A 20,275-nucleotide genomic window follows, 5' to 3' on the forward strand; every position below is an offset into this window, starting at 1 on the left:
CAGATGTGCGGTGCTTAACAACCTGCGCGACTGGTGGGTCGAACGGCGCACCGGGACAGGATTTTTGTCATAGAGCCCAGTTAAGATCAGCGATCATGCTGGCATCGGCCGGTTGTAGACGGTCGGAGGCACGATCTGATGGGGAACTCGCGGGATTCTCTGTCCCGTGAATCGCTCGCGCGCGAAGTATCAGCAAGGAGGCAAGATGTCGCTGTGTTTGACTATCACTAGTTATCACAAGATTACCCCAGGGCAGTGCGCCGAAAAGTCCATGAACCAGGGCTCGATGGCGATCGGCCGCAGTTCGGATAATGACTGGGTATTGCCTGATCCTGAGCGGCTGGTGTCTTCACAACATTGCGTAATTCAATACAAAGATGGCCGTTATTATTTAACCGATAACAGCACAAACGGTGTGGAGTTGGTTAACGCCGGTGTTCGCATGCGCCGGGGTAATAGCGAGCTGCTCCAAAATGGCGAGCTGATCCGCATCGGCGATTACGAGATTCAAGCGCGTATCGACTTCAACGTTCAGGTCGCCGATAGCCAGCCGTTTGCCGGTGAATCGCCGAACAGCTTTGAAGCGCTGATGGGGGCCGTGGTGAACGCTCCGGTGGCGACCCCTGTGATCGCGCCGCAGTTTCAGGGTGCCTCGTCGATGGACACCCTGCCGGACCTGTTCGACTTCCTCAGCCCCACCGCCGTGCCGCCGCCGACCGTGCCGGACCACGTGCCCTGCGAACAACACGACTTCCGTCCGCCGACACCTGTGGCTGTACCGGTGGTCGAAGCGCCCCCAGTGTCGGGCTCGGTGATTCCTGAAGACTGGGACTTGTTCGGCGACGCGCCAGCGCCGTTGGTCAGCGCGCCGCCACCCCCACCTCCAAACGCGCCGATCATCCCGCCGCCACCCGTGGTCGAGCCTATGCTCCCCGTGGCCGACAGCCAACAACCCGACCTCTTGCAAGCCTTCCTGCGCGGCGCTGGCCTCGACCAGTTGCGTCTGGACAACGCCCAAGCAGAAGCCCAGATGGAAAGCATCGGCCGCAGCTACCGGCTGATGGTCGAAGGCTTGATCGATGTGTTGCGCGCACGCGCCAGCCTCAAGGGCGAATTCCGCATGCAGCAGACGATGATCCAGCCTGCTGAAAACAATCCGTTGAAATTTGCCCCGAATGCCGAGGAAGCGTTACTGCTTTTGCTTCGTCATGGAAACCAAGCGTTTATGGCGCCGGACCTTGCCGTGCGGGACAGTTTCGACGACTTGCGTGCCCATCAGTTGGCCGTGATGGCCGGGGTGGAAGCCGCAATCAAACACCTGCTCACGCGCTTCGAACCGGCTCAGCTGGAGGAACGCATGGGCAAGCCCGGCGGGCTGTCGAGCATTTTCAACGGCTCGCGCCAGGCCCAGTACTGGCAGCAGTTCACCGAGCTCTACAGCAATATTTCCCGCGAGGCCCAGGAAGACTTCCAGGACCTGTTCGGCCGCGAATTCAGCCGAGCCTACGAAGAACACAGCGCACGACAGCGTCGCTAATCGCCGCGCCGCAACAATGGATCAACGGATAGCTAAGTACGTCATTGAGGACGCAGGATGATTCCCAGGTTTTTACTCGCAGTCGCCACCGCGCTGCTGCTGACGGCGTGTGCCAATGACGCCGTCAAACCCGAAGCGGCGGCCGAGGAGCAAGCGGATACCGCTGCGGTCGAGTTGCACTTCCACGCGATTTCCGGGCTTAACCCCGGCCCCAACGGCCAGGCCGCGCCGGTTCGGGTGCGCATTTTCGAGCTGAAAAACGCCGCCACCTTCGGCCGCTCCGACTACTTCGCCCTGGCGGACCGCGCCCAATCTACCCTCGGCCTGGACCTGCTGGACCAAGACGAAGTGATGGTCCAGCCCGGCCAACAACTGAGTATCCAGCGCGATCTCGACCCGTCCACGCGCCAGATCGGCTTGCTGGTGGGTTACCGCGAGTTGGACCGCGCGCAATGGCGCACGGTGATCAACGTGCCGGCGCGCCAGTACACCGAATACCAGATCAGCCTCGATGTGCGTGCCGTGCGCGCCGACGTCGTGGTTTCCCCATCCAGCCCTGCCCAATAACAAGCAATCGGAGCCCCCATGTCCTGGAACAATCGCGTGGTCTGGTCGGAAGGCATGTTCATCGGAACGCAGCACTTTCAGCAGCATGACCGTTACCTGGAAAACCTGATCGACGCCCGCAGCCGCCCGTTGGCCGCTGGTGCCTGGGGCTTTTCCGAGTTGCTGATCGACCAGGGCCTGCTGGCCCAGGGCAAGCTGGCCATCGTCTCGGCGCGTGGCCTTTTGCCCGACGGCACGCCGTTCAATATCCCCCAGGACGACCTGGCACCAAGCCCGCTGAACATCGACGACAACTTGCGCGATGGCCTGGTCTACCTGGCCTTGCCGCTCAAACGCGCGGGTGCGCGGGACACGGTTGACGAAGGTGAAGCGCTGGAAGCCGCACGTTACGTGAGCCAGGTGCGCGAAGTGCGCGACGACAACGCCCCGTTTGAAAACCGCGCGCCCGTGGCCGTGGGTTCCCGTGCCCTGCGCCTGCTCACTGCCCAGGATGGCATCAGCGATTACGCCGCCATCGGCCTGGTGCGTATCAAGGAAAAACGTGCAGACCGCGCCCTGGTGCTCGACGACACCTACATCCCTCCGGTACTGGACGTGGCCGCGAGCAAGCCGCTGACCGCGTTTCGCAGCGAACTGCTGGGCCTGTTGCACCAGCGCGGCGAAGCCCTGGCCGGCCGCGTGGTCGCCTCGGGCGCCGGTGGTGCGTCGGAGATTGCTGACTTCATGCTGCTGCAATTGGTCAACCGCGCCCAGCCGCTTATCCAGCATTTCAGCCAGTTGAGCCCACTGCATCCGGAGCGCTTCTTCAGCGAACTGGTGAGCCTGGCCGGTGAGTTCTCGACCTTTTCCACCTCGGGTCGTCGTCCCCAGGAATACCCGCAGTACCAGCACGATGACTTGGCCCTGAGCTACGCCCCGGTGATGGCGGCTCTGCGTGAAGCGCTGTCGATGTTGATCGATAGCAAAGCCACACCGATCCCGATTGTCGAGAAAGCCTACGGCATCCACGTGGCGATGCTCGCCGACAAAACCCTGCTCGACAACGCCAGTTTCATCCTGGTGGTGCGTGCCGATGTGCCTGGCGAAACCCTGCGCGGCCGCTTCGGCCAGCAGAGCAAGGTCGGCGCGGTGGAGCACATCCGCGACATGGTCAACCTGCAACTGCCGGGCATTGGCCTGGTGCCGTTGCCGGTGGCGCCGCGCCAACTGCCGTACCACGCGGGCAGCACTTATTACGAGCTGGACCGGGGCAGTGAGCATTGGCAGCAACTAAGCAACTCCGGCGGCTTTGCCTTCCATATCGCCGGGCAGTTCCCGGGCTTGAACTTGGCCTTCTGGGCGATCCGAGGATAATCCGCGATGCATCCCAATGATGACGACCGCACCCAGTTCATGCCCCGCCCAGGTGGCCGCGCGCCTGAACCTGTGCGCGCAGAGCCGGCTCCGCTGTCGATGCCGGCAGCACCGATGCTCACCGGCAAAAGCCAGGGCCTCAACTCGCTGGAAAGCGCCGCCGGCCCGCTGCTGGCTTTGCTGACGCGCCTGCGCAACACCATCGCCCACCCCGCGCCAGCTAGCCTGCGTGCGCAGTTGCTGGCCTACCTGCGTCAGTTCGAAGAGCGCGCCGAAGCCGCCGGCGTGGCGCGCAACGAAGTGCTGCTGGCCCGTTATGCGCTGTGTACCGCCCTTGATGAAGCCGTATTGAGCACGCCATGGGGCAGCACCAGCGATTGGGGTAAGCAAAGCCTGCTGATCACTGTGCACAACGAAGCCTGGGGCGGCGAAAAAGTCTTCCAGTTGCTCGACCACTGCCTGCAAAGCCCACGGGAACGTCTGTACCTGCTGGAGCTGTTGTACCTGTGCATGTGCCTGGGTTTCGAAGGCCGCTACCGCGTGATGAACGACGGTCGCAGCCAGTTGGAAGCCCTGCGCGAGCGCACCGCTGCGGCGATTCGCAGTGCTCGTGGCGAGCATGAGCGCGAGCTGTCGCCGCACTGGCGTGGGGTGACCGTGGCCCGTGATCGCCTGGCGCAATTTATGCCGCCGTGGATCGCCGTAGCCATTGGCGTGGCGCTGTTGTTGGCGTTGCTGTTCACCTTGCGCATGCTCCTGGCGTCGCAGGCGGAGCCGGTGTTCAAGAATATCCATGCCCTTGGCGAGATCCCGGTGCAGGCCATCGACCGTCCGGTGGCGCAGCCTAAAGTCATCGAGCGGCCGCGTTTGGCGGGGTTCCTGGCTGAAGACATCAAGGCCGGTCGCGTTGCCGTTGAAGATAAAGTCGACCGTTCCGTGGTCACCATTCGTGGCGATGAACTGTTCGCATCGGCCAGCTCCAGCATTGTCGATGACTACCAGCCGCTGATGCTGCGCATCGCCGATGCCATTCGCAAAGTGAAGGGCCAGGTGCGCGTGACCGGCCACAGCGACAATCGTCCGATTGCCACGCTGCGCTTCCCGTCCAACTGGGCGCTGTCCGAAGCACGGGCCAAGTCGGTGCTGGAAATCCTCGCGGCCAAGACTGGCCAAGCGGATCGCTTCAGTGCCGAGGGCAGAAGCGACACCGAGCCGTTGGCCACCAACAGCACAGCCGAAGGCCGCGCCCGCAATCGTCGGGTTGAAATCACCGTATTGGCGGAGGGCGTCGAGTGAAGGCGTTTTTCAGTTTTATGATTCGCTGGGTGATCCCGCTGCTTGGCCTGATTGCCTTGAGCCTGATCATCTGGTTTGTCGGGCCGTTGCTCGACGTGCTGATGCCGGAAGGGCGCCGTTGGGCGCTGATTATCCTGGTGTTCGCGGTGTGGATCGCCTACCGCGTGTTCCGCATCATCCAGGCGCGGCGCCAAGCGGCCGAAGTGATGCGCAGCCTGGCTGCCGAAACCCCGGCCGACCCCAACAGCGTGGCCACTGCCGAAGAGCTCACCACCCTGCGCCAGCGCATGGACGAAGCCCTGGCGCTGCTGAAAAAAGCCAAGCTCGGCGGTGACGAGCGCCGCAATCTCTATGAGCTGCCGTGGTACGTGATCATCGGCCCGCCGGGTTCGGGCAAGACCACCGCGCTGGTCAATTCCGGTTTGCACTTCCCGTTGGCTGCGCAGTTGGGCGCCGGTGCGGTGCGTGGCGTCGGCGGTACGCGCAACTGCGATTGGTGGTTCACCGATCAAGCAGTATTGCTCGACACCGCTGGCCGCTACACCACTCAGGACAGCAACTCCACGGTGGATAAAGCCGCGTGGCTGGGCTTCCTTGACCTGCTGAAAAAGCAGCGTTCACGCCGCCCCATCGACGGCGCGTTTATCGCCATCAGCCTCTCGGATTTGCTGCTCGGCACTGATGCCGAGCGCGCTGCCCATGCGGCCGCGATTCGCCTGCGCATCCAGGAGCTGTACACCCAATTGGGCGTGCGTTTCCCGATCTACCTGATGCTGACCAAGCTCGACCTGGTGCCGGGTTTCATGGAGTACTTCGACAACCTGAGCAAGGAAGAGCGCGCCCAGGTGTGGGGCATGACCTTTGCCCTGGACGACGGTAAAAACAGCGCCAGCCCTCTGGCCCATCTGCAAAGCGAATTCGCGGGTCTGGAGCAACGCCTCAATGAGCGTTTGGTTGAGCGTCTGCAACAGGAGCGCGACCCGGCGCGGCGCGACCTGATCTACGGCTTCCCGCAGCAGTTCGGCGCGTTGAAGGATTGCCTGCAAAGCTTCCTCGAAGGCGTGTTCAAACCCAACGCCTTTGAAGAGCGCGTGTTGCTGCGCGGTGTGTATTTCACCAGCGGTACCCAAGAAGGCAGCCCGATTGACCGACTGATCGGCGCCATGGCCCAGAGCATGAACCTGGACCGCCAGCACCTGGCACGGCAGAGCGGCACCGGGCGCAGTTACTTCATCGAAAAACTCTTCACCGCGGTGGCGTTTGCCGAGCGTGGCTTGGTGGGGGTGAACCCGAAGGTCGAGCGGCGGCGCAAGTGGATTGCGCGCGGCGTGCTAGCGGCCACCGTGGCGTTGGTGGTGGTGGTCAGCGGCCTGTGGTGGGTGAGTTATCGCGCCAACCAGGCGTATATCGCCCAGGTCGACCAAAAGGTCGCGCCGTTGGGCCAGACCGTGCAGAACCTAAGCCCGGCGCAGCGTGAAGTCCTCGCCGTACTGCCGTTGCTCAACGCGGTGAAGAACCTCGCGGGCGACTCGCCGAGCTGGTCCGAAGGTCTTGGCTTGTATCAGGGCGACATGCTCGAAGCCGAATCCGCCAGCGTGTACCGCAAGTTGTTGATCGCGGTCTTCGCGCCACGCTTGGTGACGCGCATCGAGGAGCAGCTGCACGGCGGTGGCAATTCCGATTTCCTCTACGAAGGCCTCAAGGCCTACCTGATGCTCGCCGACAGCGAGCATTACGACCCGGACTTCATCAAGGCCTGGATCGCCCTCGATTGGGACCGCAACCTGCCGCGCGACCTGCCGGCCGATCAGCGCCAGGCGCTGACCGGGCACTTGCAGGCGCTGTTTGATCGTCACCCTCCGAGCGCACGCCTCGATCCGCGCTTGATTGATGACCTGCGTCGCCAGTTGCAACAGCTGCCGGTGGCCCAGCGCGTCTACGACCGGGTCAAACGCCAGAAACTGCCTGAAGGCATCCCGGACTTCCGTATCAACGAAGCCGCCGGCCGCGATGCCGCGCTGGTGTTCAGCCGTAAAAGCGGCAAGCCGTTGGGCGAGCCGTTGAGTGGTTTTTTCACCGCCAAGGGCTATCGCCAGGCATTCCTGCTGAGCAGCCTGAACCAGACCGGCACCTTGGCTGAAGAGCAGTGGGTGTTGGGCCGCGAGCAGGCCGATCAGCAGAACGTGGTCAGCCTCGCCGCCGATGTGCGTCGCCTGTACTTCCAGGACTACCAGCGCCAGTGGGATGCCTTGCTCGCCGACATCGACTTTGTGCCGATCACCAGCGTGGCCCAGGCGGCCGATGTCCTGCGGGTAATTTCCGGGCCGACTTCACCGCTGAAAAAGCTGCTGGTGGCGGTGGCCAAGGAAACCGATCTGCAAACTGAAGAACGCCAATTGGCCGCCAAAGGCGTGCCGGTGGAAGGCGGCGTCGACAAGCTCAAGGAGCGCCTCGGCAGCCTGCTCGGCCAGGAGCAACCGACGGCCAATGCGCCGGCGGCAGCGGATGATCCAGTCACCGCGCACTTTGCCGAACTCAACAGCATCGTCAGTAAAAATGAAGGCGAGCCAGCCGCTATTGATGGCTTGTTGTCGGACATGAACGCGCTGTATGTGCAGGTCAGCGCCATGGTCGGTGCCAGTGGCGACGCGTTGCTCGGTGAGGCGAAGAACCAGGCGGCGGCTGCTGCCACGCGGGTCAGCCTGAACGCCGAACGCCAGCCGCCGTTGGTGCAGGGCATGGTCAAGTCGGTGGTCAACTCCACCACCAACAGCATGATGGGCGGGGTGCGTAACCAACTAAACGCGGCATGGGTCAGCGAAGTGGTCAACGTGTATCGCCAGTCCCTGGCGGGGCGTTATCCGATGTCGCCGGGCAGTGCGCGGGACGCCACGCTGGATGACTTCGGGCAGTTCTTTGGTGTGGGCGGGGTGATGGATAACTACTTCCGCAAATACCTGCAGCCGTATGTGGACACGTCTGCGCAGACTTGGCGCTGGCAGCCGGGCGCGGCGCAGAAGCTGGGGATCTCGCCGGGTGTGCTGCAAACCTTCCAGCGCGCCGCGACAATCCGCGATGCGTTTTTCCGCTCCGGGGGCACGCAGCCCATCGTCCGTTTCGAACTCAAACCGGTGTCGATGGACCCGACCATCACCCAGTTCCTGCTCGATCTCGACGGCCAGCAACTGAGCTACGACCACGGTCCAAGCCGCCCGGTGGCGATGCAATGGCCGAACCCTGGCAGCATTGGCGTGGTGCGCATTTCCATCATGCCGCCATCGGCCAGCGGCCGTTCGGGCGTAACACTTGACGGCCCATGGGCGTGGTTCCGCCTGTTGGAGCAATCGGACCTCACCGCTGGCAACTCGCCGGACCGCTTCAACCTGCGGCTGCGGGTCGACGGCGCGAGCATCGCCTACGAGTTGCGCGCCAACAGTGCTTTCAACCCGTTCAAGAGCCGCGTGCTCAGTGGCTTCAGCCTGCCGGAGCGGCTATGACGACACTGGGTTTCTACGGCAAGTTGGCCAGTCGCGGGGATTTTGTCAGCCGCGCCTTGCCCCAGAGTTTTGTCGGTCCGTGGGACAGTTGGCTGGCCGCGGGTTTGCTGGCCAGCCAGAACAGCCTGGGCGGTGATTGGCTCAACGTTTACCTGGTCAGTCCGCTTTGGCGTTTTGTACTGGCGCCGGGCGTGTGCGGGCCGGATGCGGCGGCGGGTGTGGTGATGCCGAGTATCGATCGGGTCGGGCGCTATTTTCCGTTGGCGGTGGTGGCCTTGCTTGATCACGACACCAATCCCGCCTCACTGGTAGGCGGGCCGGACACGTGGTTCGAGCATGCCGAAGAGCTCTTGCTCAGCACGCTGGACACCGGCGCGACCTTTGAAAGCTTCAACGATGGCCTCGATACCCTCGGCTTTCCAGCCAGTGAGCCGCGCGCGGTCGATAGCCGTTTCGCGGGCCTGCAAAGGGTGTCCGCCACCGTGCCCCATGGGCGCATGACCGCGCTCGCCGAACAGGCCTGCGAAGGCGCAAGCCTGTGGTGGGGCCGAGGCTCGGAACGTATTTCCCCTGGTTTATTACGGTGTCAGGGCTTGCCTGCCGCCGGTGATTTTGCGCAGTTTTTGCTCGGACAAGAAGGTGTGGTGTAGATGGGGGCGACGTACAAATCCGCGAGCAAAAGCCATGTGGGCATGGTGCGCCAAGTTAACGAAGACGCGTGCCTGGACCTGCCGGAAAACCGCCTGTGGGTGGTGGCCGATGGCATGGGCGGGCATGCGGCAGGGGACTATGTCAGCAGCCTGATCGTCGACAGCCTGCGCAGTGTGCCGTTGGGCCGCTCCCTGGACGAATACTCCGCGGCCCTGCGCAATGACCTGATCCGCATCAACGCCGCCGTGCGCGAAGAAACCGCCAATCGTGGCGTGACCATGATGGGCAGCACCGTGGTCGTACTCGCCACGCGTGGCTTGCGCGGTGTATGCCTGTGGGCTGGTGACAGTCGCCTGTACCGCCTGCGCGATGGCGTGCTCGAAGGTATTTCCCGCGACCACAGCTACGTGCAAGACCTGCAAGACAGCGGCCTGCTCAGCGAAGCCGACGCTCGCGTGCATCCGCGCGCCAATATCGTCACTCGCGCCATTGGCGTGGAAGCCCAGCTTGAAGTGGCGGTGGTCGACCTGTTGATCGCCCCCGGCGACAGCTACCTGCTGTGCAGCGATGGCCTGAACAAGACCGTCGAAGACCATGAAATTCGCGAAGTGCTCAGCCACGACGCGCCGGATGAAATCGTGCGCAGCCTGGTGCACCTGGGGCTCAATCGCGGCGCGCCGGACAACATCACCGCCATCGTTGTGAAGGTATCGGCATGAACATTGTGATTCCTGGCTACGACATCGAAGGCGAGATCGGCGAAGGCGCCATGGCCAGCGTGTACCTGGCGACCCAGCGCTCGCTGGAGCGCAAGGTGGCATTGAAGGTGATGGCGGCGGCATTGGCAGCCGACCCGAGCTTCTGCGAGCGCTTTCTGCGCGAGGGCAAGACCCTGGCGCGCCTGTCGCACCCGCATACGGTGACCATCCATGACATCGGCAATGTCGGTGAGCTGTATTACATGGCCATGGAGTTCCTGCCCAACGGTACGCTCAAGGAGCGTATCGCCGCGGGTATGACGCCGGAACAGGGCGTGACATTGATCCGCCAGATCGCTTCGGCGCTGGGGTATGCCCACGCTCAAGGATTGGTACACCGGGACGTCAAGCCGGCGAACATCCTGTTCCGCGCTGACGGTACGGCGGTGCTCTCGGACTTTGGCATCGCCAAGTCCCTGGACGACCGCACCCAGTTCACCCAGGCCGGTTTCGCCGTCGGTACGCCGAGCTACATGAGCCCGGAACAGGCGCGGGGCCAGGAGATCGACGGGCGCGCCGACCTGTATGCGTTGGGCGTGGTGCTCTATGAAATTCTCGTCGGCAAGCTGCCGTATAGCGGCACCGACGCGCTCTCCACCGCGCTGGCGCACCTGACCGAACCGTTGCCGGAATTGCCGGTGCACCACGGTCGTTATCAGGGCGTGTTGCGTAAGTTGTTGGCAAAGGATCCGGCCGAGCGGTTCCCGGATGCAGCGGCGTTGCTGCTGGCGCTGGACCAACTGCCGGCGGATTCGCCGGAAGCCACGCTGGTTCGACCACTGCCGATCCCGGTGAGTTTTGACCTGGCGGGTATCACGCCGGAGTCCATCGAAATTCCGACAGCCAAACCCGAGCCAGTGCGCCAACCGGTGGTGCCGCCGACGCAGCACAGCGAGCAGCGTCGGGGGCCTGTGTTGGCGCTGGCAGCAGTGGCTGTGGCGGTTGCCCTGGCGATTGGCGGCGCTTCCTATTGGTGGCTGAGTGGCGATGATGAACCGGCCAAACCATCGGCCGCCGTAGTCCCCGCAGCAACACCCCCAGCAACACCTGCAGCGGCAGTGGTTGAGGCGGATGGCGGTCAACGTCCGCTGTTGATGGCGGGCAAGAAAACCCTGTTCCAGCGCGTCCTCAGCAAGCCGGGCGCGAAGCTTTCGGATGAGGCAGGCAGCGCGGCTGGCAAGGCGCTGCCGGCGTTCTCGGTGCTTTACGTGTACCAACGCAAAGACATTGAGGGGCAACCGTGGGTACGCGTCGGCACCGCCACCGATGGGCGCAGCGACGGTTGGTTGCCGGCCTCGCAAGTCAGCGACTGGAAACAAAGCCTGGTGCTCAAGTTCACCGAGCGCTCGGGCCGTGCGCCGGTGATGTTCCTGCGGCAATCGGGGGAAGTGGAAAAGCTGCTCGCCGACCCGGCCGCCGCCCAGAGCGCGCTGGCCAAAGCGCAGAAAAACAGCGAAGACAACGGGCAAATTCTTGCCCTGGAACCGACGGCCAGCGCCGTGCCGCAGAACCAGTTTTACCTGTTGCCGATCTTTGACTCCAAAGAGAGCTTCGACGAAAACGGTCAGCCGGTGCAGTTGCTCAATGTCGCTTCCATCGACCCCGGCAGCAGCGCCGTGGCCAAGCCCGCCACGCCGGTGATCAACGCCAATGCCGATGCCTTCCGCACTGCGGTGGTGCTGGTAGTGGATACCACCGTGTCGATGCAGCCGTATATCGACCAGATCCGTGACGTGGTTCATGAGCTGCAAACCCGCATCGCCGAACGCGGCGAACTCGATAGCGTCAGCTTCGGCATGGTCGGTTTTCGCAGCAGCATCAAGAAAACCCCTGGCCTGGAATACGTGGCCAAAACCCTGATCAGCCTCGACCAGGGGCGTGATCCACAACGCTTCCTCGACATGGCGCGGCAAGTCAAAGCGTCCAGCGTTTCCAGCCATTCGTTCAACGAAGACGCGTTTGCCGGGGTGATGCAGGCTGTGGACGGCATGGACTGGTCTGGTTATGGCGGGCGCATCATTCTGCTGGTCACCGATGCTGGCGCGCTGCGCAAGAACGACCCATTCGCCGCCACCCAGATGAACGAAGCCGAAGTGCGCCAGGCCGCGCTGGGCAAGCAGATCAAGATTTACGCTCTGCACCTGCGCACCGACGCCGGCAAGAAAACCCACGCTGGCGCCGAGAGCCAGTACCGCATCCTCACCGCCGACGCCAACCCGCAGATCGGCGACTTGTACACACCGGTGCCCGGTGGTGATGTGCGTAAGTTGGGTGAGCGTGTCGACGAGATCGGCAGCGTGTTCGCCAACCTGGTGCATCAAGTGCGCAGCAACACGCCGCAACCGGTCCCGCTGCTCAGTTCGGCACCGACCTTGGCGGATAAATCTGCCGCCGTTGGTTACGCCATGCACATGGACTTCCTCGGCCGCAAAACCGCGAGCCAGGCGCCGCAGCTGGTTAGCGCCTGGACTGCCGATCGCGACCTGACCAACCCGGCGCTGCCGGCGTTCCAGGTGTGCGTGATGCTGACCAAGTTGCAGCTCAACGATTTGCAGCAGTCGCTGAAACTGATCGTCGACGCGGCGCGCAAGACCCAGACGTCACCCAAGGATTTCTTCCAGGAAATCGCCAGCGCCTCTGCCTACATGAGCCGCGACCCGCAAGCCCTGCGCAAGGGCGGCAACTTGGCCGATGGCGGCATTCTCGGCGAATACCTGGAAGGCCTGCCGTACCGCAGCAAATCGCTGAACATGACCCAGGACTTGTGGTTGTCATTGAGCGTGGCCGAGCAGGAAGACTTTATCGACGAGCTGGATTCGAAAATCCGCCTCTACGAAACCTTCCATAACGACGTGGCCAACTGGGTCCGTTTCGGCGATGCCGAGCCGGGCGATGCGTTGTACCGCGTGCCGTTGTCGACGCTGCCGTAATGCTGACCCTGAGCGCGGTGCACAAGAGCCGGGGCGTCGGTAGCCAGCGCTATAGCCTGGTGATCCCGGCGCTGGCGCTGCGCGCGGGTGAGCAAGTGGCGATCGTTGGGCCCAGCGGTTGCGGCAAGAGCACCTTGCTGGATTTGCTGGCGTTGGTCCTGGCGCCGGATCAGGTGGGGCACTTCGAATTTAATGCGATCGACATTGGCAGTCTGTGGCGTGCGGATCAGCAATCGCGGCTGGCGCAGTTGCGCAGCCAGCACTTGGGCTACGTGCTGCAAACCGGTGGCCTGCTTGGCTTTCTCGATGTGCGCGGCAACATCGCCCTGTCCCGGCAACTGCTGGGCTTGAAAGACGATGGCAGTGTGGCGCGCCTGGCCGAGCAGTTGGAAATCAGTGACCAGTTGGCGAAGAAACCCTCGGCGCTGTCGGTGGGCCAGCGCCAGCGCGTGAGCTGCGCCCGAGCCCTGGCCCATGCACCGCAACTGGTGCTGGCGGATGAGCCGACCGCGTCCCTTGATCCGTTGAATGCCGAGCGGGTGATGCACGCCCTGTTGGCCCAGGCCCATGAGCACCGCGCCGCCTGTGTGATCGCCACCCATGACGAACCTCTGGCCCGTGCCAGTGGCTTGCAGATTAGGCGTATCAGTTGCCGCCGCGATGCTGACGGTGGCGTCACCGCCACCCTTGGGGAGGCGTGCTGATGCGCATCCCCTTGATCGCTTCCCTGGCCTGGCAGGATTACCGCAACGACGCGTGGCTGTCGGCCTGTTCGGTGCTGGCATTGGTGGCGGTGATCGCGCCGTTGCTGGTGTTATTCGGCCTGAAATTTGGACTGGTTAGCAGTTTGACCGAACGTTTACAGACCGACCCCGCCACCCGTGAAATTATTCCGTTGGGCGGTGGTCGATTCAGCAGCGCATTGATTGAGCAGCTTGCCCAGCGCCCCGATGTGGCGTTTGCCATACCGCGTACGCGGCAGATTGCGGCGACGGCGCAGGTGGGCGCGCTGACGTTGGAGATGCTGCCGACAGCGCCGGGTGATCCGTTGTTGGGTGCGCTGGTGCTACCGCATGGCCTTAACCAGATCGTGCTGAGCCACACCGCTGCCGAGAAGCTTGCAGCGCGGCCTGGGGATCTATTGGAAACCCGCTTTGCCCGCCAGGTGGCAGGACGTGTCGAGGAGCAGCGCACAAAGGTACAGGTGGTTGCGGTACTGCCGCTGGAAGCCTTCGCGCGGGACGCTTTGTTCGCCGATCTGGCCCTGCTGGAAGCGGCGGAAGATTACCGCGATGGTCGCGCCGTCACGGCGTTGGGATGGACGGGCGAAGAGGTGGCGGTGGGTGAACAGCGGGTGTACCCGGCGTTTCGCCTGTACGCGCGCAATCTCACTGATGTAGAAACCCTGCGGGTGTATTTCGCTGGGCAGAACGTGTTGGTATCGACCCAGGCGAACACCATCGCCCAGGTGCAGTCGTTGAGCCGCAACCTGTCGATCGTATTCTGGGTCATCGCCGGGCTGGCGTTGGCGGGGGCGTTTGCGGCGATCTTCGCTGGGGCATTGGCTGCCGTGGCGCGCAAGCGACGGGAATTGTCAGTGCTGCGCCTGTTGGGGTTTTCCACCGGCGGGTTGTTGTTGTTTGTAGTGGTGCAGGCGCTGTATAGCGCAGGGTTTGCGGCCGTGCTCAGCGCCGGGCTGTATGGCTTGGCCGAAGCAGCGTTGAACAAATTATTTGCGCAGGTGCCGGGCGAGTACGCCAGTCATCTGCTGGCGCGTCATTACGGCATGGCCCTGGTTGCAGTCCTCGGCGCCAGCGCCGTGGCGGCGGCGTGTGGTGGCTGGCGAGTGGCGCGTATCCAGGCTTCTGAAGGAATCAGAGATGTATAAGTTACTGGGCGCCGTCGTGGCGCTGAGCCTGGCCTCGATGGCCTGGGCCGATGAAGCAAGCGATAAACTGGACAACCCCAAACCGTTGCCGGATGACGTGAGCCTGCCGCTGCCATGCGAGGGCAACATGGTGTTCCGCTACGCCTACGTACTGGCCCAAGGCACGCTGGATGACCGCGAAATCAGCCTCGGCTACCCCTTCGCCGAAGGCGAGGCCGGTTACCAGCAGTCGTTTATTTCCGGCTATCGCCGCGACTTTATCAACGGCCAGTTCACCCTCAAGGATTTGCCGAAAGACTGGAACAAAGTCATCGCGCCGTTGATGCCGAAGACAGACGCCAAGACCCCACTCAAGCCGATGCTGTACTTCATCGGCAAGTACGAAGTGACCGCTCGCCAATACGCCCAAGTGATGGCCCAGGCGCAGTCCCTGGCCAGTGGCGAGCCGGCGCCGGCCTGCGATGCGCCGACCGGTATGGCCGGGCGTTTGCCCAAGGTGAAACTGTCGCGGTTTGAGGCCGAGCGGTTCTCTGCGGTGTACAGCGCCTGGCTGATGAAGTACCACCGCGACTTGCTACCGGTGAGCGGGCGCGGTTCGTCGGCGGAAGACGGCGGCCTTGGCTTTGTGCGCTTGCCCACTGAAGTGGAGTGGGAGTTTGCCGCACGCGGTGGCCAGGCGGTGAGCCGTCAGGATCTGGAGGGGCGTCTGTTTCCTCGTCGCACTGAAGGCAGCGAAAGCGATGGCCCTCTGGGTGATTACGCCGTGTTCAACCAAGTCGCCGGCGGTACTGGCCAGGCGGCGCGTCTGATGCCCATTGGCACCAAATTACCCAACCCAATTGGCATGTTCGACGTGATCGGCAACGCGGCGGAAATGGTCCAGGAGTCTTTCCAATTGGTCCATGCCGGTCGACGCCAGGGCACTTACGGCGGCTTTGTGGTCAAGGGCGGCAACTACCTGGAAGGCGAGGGCACGCTGTTCACCGGCATGCGCCGCGAATACCCGCTTTTCGCCGCCGACGGCACCGAGCAAAGCAATGAAACCACCGGTTTCCGCGTGGCGATTGGTGCGTTGTCGGCCCCGCGTTCACGTTACAAGGAGTTGTTTGCGCAGTGGCAAAAGGAAGGGCGCCTGGCCGCGCTGACCGACGCCATCGATGACGCCCAAGACCCGACCAAACGCCTGGACAGCATCATCGCCGCCAGCGTCGACCCCAAGCTGCAAGCCGAATTGGGGCTGGTCAACGAAGAGCTCAAGCGCAACGTCTCGCTGATCGCCCAGCAACGCGAAGAAGCGGCGGGCAACCTGATTCAGTCGGCTGCATTGGTGGCTGAGACCATCAGCAACTACAACATCCGCCTGGCCAACCTGCAGAAGAGCCGCCAACAGTCTCTGGACAATAAGGATGAGGCCAGCGCGAAGCTGTTTGATATGGCCATTGCCAACGGCCGTAGCGCCCTCGACGGCGCGGTCGCGATTTACATCGATAACTTGGCGACGGGCACGCGCTACACCGATGCGGTGATCCAGGCGCAGTTTCAAAGGATCAAGGAAGAGTTGGATCGCAAGCCAGTGCTCGGCAAGAGCCTGGTGACGCGCGCGACACTGTTCGTCCGCCATGTCGGCAACTACCGCAAACAACAGCGGGCTGACCCGGCGACGATCTTGAAGGAATTGCTCGCAGCGAGCGGTCAGCGGTCTTGATCGTTGGCTGTATAGCGAGCTTGGAAGGGACTCAGGCGGCAGTTGCCGCGCTGGGCAAGTCAAACTTAGAAGAGAACACAACCTATGCTTTTTTCCCGTAAGGCGGTTTCCAAGCGTCACCTGTTGCTGATTGCCGCTGGCTTCAGCACCGTGCTGACAGGCTGCGCCACATCGCCGGCCTCCAAGGTGGCGTCCAGCACCAAGGTCGAGTACTACCCCAACTGCTACGAGCCGGTGCAGCACTTGCGCGCCACCGATTCGAACATGACCAAGTCGGTTGTCACCGGCGCGGCCATCGGCGCGGCCGGCGGTGCACTGCTGGGCGCCCTGACCGGTGACTCCGAAAAGCGCGGCCGTAATGCTGCCATTGGCGCAGCGGGCGGCGCCCTCGCCGGCGGCGCGGCGGGTTACTACACCGAGCGTCAGAAGCAGATCGCCGACGACAACCAGCGCATTGCTTCGTATGCGGCTGACGTAAACAAAAGCGCCTCCGACATCGACCGCAGCACCGCGTATGCCAAAGCGTCGCAACAGTGCTATCAGAGCGCGTTCACCAAGCTGGTGGCTGACCGTAAGGCCAAGACCGTCAACGACACCGAAGGCCGCAAGCGCCTGGCGGAAATCGTCTCGGGCTTGAAGGAGTCCAATGACCTGATCGTTGCAGTCAACGGCAAGGCCAGCGAAGACCTGAACAACTACACCCAGGCTTATGAGAAAGACCTGCAGCAGGTTGGCGTACAGCGTGCCGACGTGGTCACCGTGGCCCAGGCCGATTCAAAACCCGTTGTGACACCGGGCAAGAAGAAAGGTACAGGCACTAAACCGCCGAAGAAGCCGCCTCTTCCAACCGTCCCAACAGAAGCAGTGAGCACCGAAAAAACCTTCCAGACTGCCCAGACCAAGCAAGATGAGAGCAAGAAGGTCGCCAGCGCCGGTAAAGCGCAGATCGAAGGCACTTGCCGCGATCCAAACCTGGCCGACTGGGCGCCGGTGCCTTGCCCTAACGTTTAAGGGCGGCGCGTTGTCCTGACGCATTAACGCCAGTCGATAGTGGAATGATCGGCTGGCGGTTTTTGTGTATCTATGAGGCCGTCGGGGTCAGCCCGGCGATATCAAATTTGCCGTTTTCAAATTGGACAGTGGGTTGGCCGGGAACGAGAGCCTTGAAGCTCAGTTGGCCGCTCAGTCTTTGCGAGTCGGCATCGTACGTGTAAGTGACGGTTCCTTCGGTAGCCCGGTGTACGCCCGCAAATAATAACGTCGCAATCGCTGATTCCCCATTTTCGTTGTTGGTAATTGGCAGTGACGTTTCCCCTAGTTTTGATTTTGGAATGTGCAGGTAAACCCGCTTGTCGCCGTGCTTGTCAGTCACCGCGAGCACTTCGAGAAAGTGCGGGTGATTTTTAGGCTCTACAAACTGCATGCTCAGGATAGTTGAGTCAAAGGTATAGCCATCCGGGTCGACGGTGCCGCGCAGATACCCCTTAGTGTCTGTATCAAGTGATTGGCTGAATGTGACCTCACCCTCGGTTAACTCGGCTTCCTCACCACCAGACCCTACGCTTTTTACGGTGCAATCAAAGCTACCCTCGACCTGCTGCAACGATGCGTTCTCCTTGAGTCTGAATTCACCGGAAATGTCTTGGTAATAGTTCAGCAAGTTTGTATCCGGCGGAAGATAGATCAGGCCGACGATGTTTCCCGCTTGACCATCAAGCGTATAAGTACCCGGCGTGGCACCCAGGGCGACTTTCACGTCGAGGGAATAAATACGAAAGGGTGAAAAGGCATTCTGACTGGCATAAATCACCATATAGTTGTCTTTTACCGTAGCCCTGGTGATTTGTGAGACAAATTGATGAGTAGCACCGGACTGTGTGATTTTGACCCTTACTTGTCCCGCTCGAGTTGTTGTATTAGTTGTCATGCTGGCGCGCTCCTTTATACAGACTCTCTAAGGTTTAGTACTGGGCCAGACTAGTGCGCGTGCAGATCAGGGGATACTGTGATCCTTCACAGGTAATTAGAGTTTTTTTGAATACATGGTATTCGGGAATGGAATCAACGCGATATTGGCCGAGCGGACTTTAGAGGCTGAATTTAGACTGTTCAGTCATTGCGTGGCAGTAATAAAACGCAAGGAGGTGAACTAAAAAGCGATAGTGGCGTTCCCCAAAAGAATCGCTAAACTGCGCGAGCCGTTCACCTTTGCGAGGTCTGTGAGTTTATGAAATTTCGTCTTCTCCTCTGGGTGCTGGGCCTGATGATGGGCAAAGCCAGCCGGACCAATCCCGCCTTCCAGCAACAGTTGGGTGATAAAGACCTGGCGTTCCAGTTGCAGACCCTCGACGGCAAGGTTGCCCGTCACTTCATCGTCAAAGACCAACGTATTACCAGCCGCTCAGGGGTTCATCCTGCGCCGGCGTTCGCCATTGCGTTTAAAGATGCCGCGTACGGCTTCGCCACGATGCAGGCGAAGAACAAGCAACTGGCGTTCATGACGGGGATTCAGGACAAGTCGATCCAGATCAAGGGCAACCCGGCGCTGGTGATCTGGTTCCAGGGGTTGACCAAGTATTTGAAGCCGAAGAAAAAGAAGTAGGCGTTCAGGGAAACCAAGTTGGATTCATCGGGGGCAAGTCGCACCGCCCCCGATAGCTATCTGAGAGGCGACAGATTCAGTTTTGAGTGAACTGGGACGCCAACTCACGCAACAGCACTTCTGCATCCAGCACCTTGCTCACCACTTCTTCAGCCTTGTCACGGCTCAACCCCAGGCGCTCCAGCAACGCATCCGGGATCGCCTCATCCGGCCCAGAACCAATCCCTCGGCTGCGCAACAGGCGCACAGCCAGGCAAACCAGATTCGGGTATTCGGCATATTGGCCGTCGTAGGTTGGGTCGTGCTGAAAGCGCAGGGCGGTGGACAGTTCGTCCGGCATGTCCCAGTAGCGCATCAACCAGGCACCGATCTGCTCGCGACTGATGCCCAGCAAATGTTGCTCCACGTAGCTGTGGCACAGATGCGGGTTGACCTCCAGGTGGCGGCAGATCAGCGAGAAGTGCGGCGGGAACACGTGGGCCAACAGCAGGTAACCGAAGTTATGCAGCAGGCCGGCCAGGTAGGTCAGGCCTGCTTCCGGGCGCTGTGCGCGGGGCATGGCGCGGGTCAGGCCTTCGATCACGGCGGCGGTGTAGATCGACTGGTGCCAGTACGGCGTGGCCTGGTGAGGGTGGTCTTTGGGCAGGCTCAAGGTCTTGCCGAGGGCCAAGCCCAGTGCCAGGTTGATCACCAGATCGAAACCCAGTACGCGCACGATGGCGTCCTCTACTGAACGGATCTTGCCGGGCGACGCGTAGTACGGTGACGCGGCCCAACTGACCACTTGGGCCGCCAAGGCCGGGTCGGTCTCGACCACGCCGGTGATGTCGTCGATGGTGGCGTTAGGGTCGACGCGCAGCTTGATGATCTTCTGCGCGGTGTCAGCCAGTGGTGGAATCTCGATGGTCGCTTCCAGGCGCTGCTGGATACGGCGAGCGGTGAACGCCTGCATCGCCTGGGTGATTTCCTCACGGTCATCATTGGGGCGGTCGAGGTTCGGTCGGATATTACTCAGCGGCTCGCCGAAGTTTGCGGCGCTGGCTTTGGTGAGCATGGTCTTGAACGCATCGCTGGCGATCTCCAGCAGCAGCCCTGGCTCGCCCGAATGCACCAGCAGGCTCGGCTCGTCGAGCAGGCTGCCTTCGTACAGGCACGGCGAGCTGGTGAGTGCCGGCAGGCCTGGCAGCAGGCTCAGCTCATGCTTGTCCAGCATACGCTTGACGCGATCCGGCGACACCGCGATGAGGCGGCGACCGGTGAGTTCGGCGAGGCGGTTGAGGTCGAGCAACTGGTTTTGGGGGAACAGCACCATCAGTGCACCCACCGCATCTTCCAGCAGCACAGCCTGCACCTTTTGCGCAGGATTCAGGCCAGGGTGTTCAGCAACTTCCGTGTAGGGGATGGCGAGCTTTGCGAGCAGAGCCCGGATGACCGGTGGGGCGGTCAGCGGGGCTGTGGCGAGGGCAACTTCTGACATGGCCTGATCCAATT

Annotated in this window: 15 protein-coding genes; 13 read left to right on the forward strand and 2 right to left on the reverse strand. The window is 62.1% G+C overall.

Annotated features, from left to right (window positions below; all coding sequences use genetic code 11):
• The first annotated feature begins 205 nt into the window (after positions 1-205).
• From tagH to tagQ, 12 genes are all read left to right on the forward strand, one after another.
• On the forward strand, positions 206-1,537 hold the full coding sequence (gene tagH / locus ACKZ62_RS00005; protein WP_447096183.1) for a type VI secretion system-associated FHA domain protein TagH: 1,332 nt from the start codon (positions 206-208) through the stop codon (positions 1,535-1,537).
• A gap of 57 nt (positions 1,538-1,594) precedes the next feature.
• Positions 1,595-2,104, forward strand: a complete 510-nt coding sequence (gene tssJ / locus ACKZ62_RS00010) for a type VI secretion system lipoprotein TssJ (RefSeq protein ID WP_122681905.1) — start codon at positions 1,595-1,597, stop codon at positions 2,102-2,104.
• 18 nt (positions 2,105-2,122) lie between these two features.
• Positions 2,123-3,457, forward strand: coding sequence for a type VI secretion system baseplate subunit TssK (tssK, locus tag ACKZ62_RS00015; protein ID WP_095185217.1), 1,335 nt, complete (start codon positions 2,123-2,125; stop codon positions 3,455-3,457).
• Positions 3,458-3,463: 6 nt separating this feature from the next.
• Positions 3,464-4,753, forward strand: a complete 1,290-nt coding sequence (locus ACKZ62_RS00020; protein ID WP_447096184.1) for a DotU family type VI secretion system protein — start codon at positions 3,464-3,466, stop codon at positions 4,751-4,753.
• Positions 4,750-8,250 carry a type VI secretion system membrane subunit TssM gene (gene tssM / locus ACKZ62_RS00025; protein WP_032884431.1) on the forward strand — a complete coding sequence of 1,167 codons (3,501 nt, stop codon included), beginning with the start codon at positions 4,750-4,752 and terminating at the stop codon, positions 8,248-8,250. The genes ACKZ62_RS00020 and tssM overlap by 4 nt, the downstream gene beginning before the upstream one ends.
• Positions 8,247-8,900 carry a type VI secretion system-associated protein TagF gene (gene tagF / locus ACKZ62_RS00030; RefSeq protein WP_095185215.1) on the forward strand — a complete coding sequence of 218 codons (654 nt, stop codon included), beginning with the start codon at positions 8,247-8,249 and terminating at the stop codon, positions 8,898-8,900. Before tssM ends, tagF begins: the two co-directional genes overlap by 4 nt.
• On the forward strand, positions 8,901-9,620 hold the full coding sequence (locus ACKZ62_RS00035; RefSeq protein WP_032884427.1) for a PP2C family protein-serine/threonine phosphatase: 720 nt from the start codon (positions 8,901-8,903) through the stop codon (positions 9,618-9,620).
• Positions 9,617-12,589, forward strand: a complete 2,973-nt coding sequence (locus tag ACKZ62_RS00040) for a serine/threonine-protein kinase (RefSeq protein WP_447096185.1) — start codon at positions 9,617-9,619, stop codon at positions 12,587-12,589. The genes ACKZ62_RS00035 and ACKZ62_RS00040 overlap by 4 nt, the downstream gene beginning before the upstream one ends.
• Positions 12,589-13,293, forward strand: coding sequence for an ABC transporter ATP-binding protein (locus ACKZ62_RS00045; protein WP_032884425.1), 705 nt, complete (start codon positions 12,589-12,591; stop codon positions 13,291-13,293). The genes ACKZ62_RS00040 and ACKZ62_RS00045 overlap by 1 nt, the downstream gene beginning before the upstream one ends.
• Positions 13,293-14,477 carry an ABC transporter permease family protein gene (locus ACKZ62_RS00050; RefSeq protein ID WP_447096186.1) on the forward strand — a complete coding sequence of 395 codons (1,185 nt, stop codon included), beginning with the start codon at positions 13,293-13,295 and terminating at the stop codon, positions 14,475-14,477. The genes ACKZ62_RS00045 and ACKZ62_RS00050 overlap by 1 nt, the downstream gene beginning before the upstream one ends.
• A complete protein-coding gene (locus tag ACKZ62_RS00055) occupies positions 14,470-16,182 on the forward strand; it encodes a formylglycine-generating enzyme family protein (RefSeq protein WP_032884423.1) in 1,713 nt (570 codons plus the stop codon). Before ACKZ62_RS00050 ends, ACKZ62_RS00055 begins: the two co-directional genes overlap by 8 nt.
• Before the next feature lie 84 nt (positions 16,183-16,266).
• Entirely contained in the window at positions 16,267-17,193 is a 927-nt protein-coding gene (gene tagQ / locus ACKZ62_RS00060; protein ID WP_032884422.1) for a type VI secretion system-associated lipoprotein TagQ, read from the forward strand.
• Positions 17,194-17,263: 70 nt separating this feature from the next.
• On the opposite strand, the gene ACKZ62_RS00065 is transcribed toward tagQ, so the two are convergent.
• Positions 17,264-18,109 carry a hypothetical protein gene (locus tag ACKZ62_RS00065; RefSeq protein WP_095185212.1) on the reverse strand — a complete coding sequence of 282 codons (846 nt, stop codon included), beginning with the start codon at positions 18,107-18,109 and terminating at the stop codon, positions 17,264-17,266.
• A gap of 300 nt (positions 18,110-18,409) precedes the next feature.
• Between ACKZ62_RS00065 and ACKZ62_RS00070 the strand changes: the two genes are divergently transcribed.
• Positions 18,410-18,784 (forward strand): hypothetical protein, encoded by a 375-nt coding sequence (locus tag ACKZ62_RS00070; protein WP_003195530.1) that lies wholly within the window; start codon positions 18,410-18,412, stop codon positions 18,782-18,784.
• A 76-nt stretch (positions 18,785-18,860) separates the two neighbouring features.
• On the opposite strand, the gene ACKZ62_RS00075 is transcribed toward ACKZ62_RS00070, so the two are convergent.
• The gene (locus ACKZ62_RS00075) at positions 18,861-20,261 is read right to left on the reverse strand and encodes an aminoacyl-tRNA deacylase and HDOD domain-containing protein (protein ID WP_032884419.1); all 1,401 of its coding nucleotides are present in this window, start codon (positions 20,259-20,261) and stop codon (positions 18,861-18,863) included.
• Positions 20,262-20,275 lie beyond the last annotated feature (14 nt).

The sequence above is a fragment of the Pseudomonas sivasensis genome, assembly GCF_052938085.1.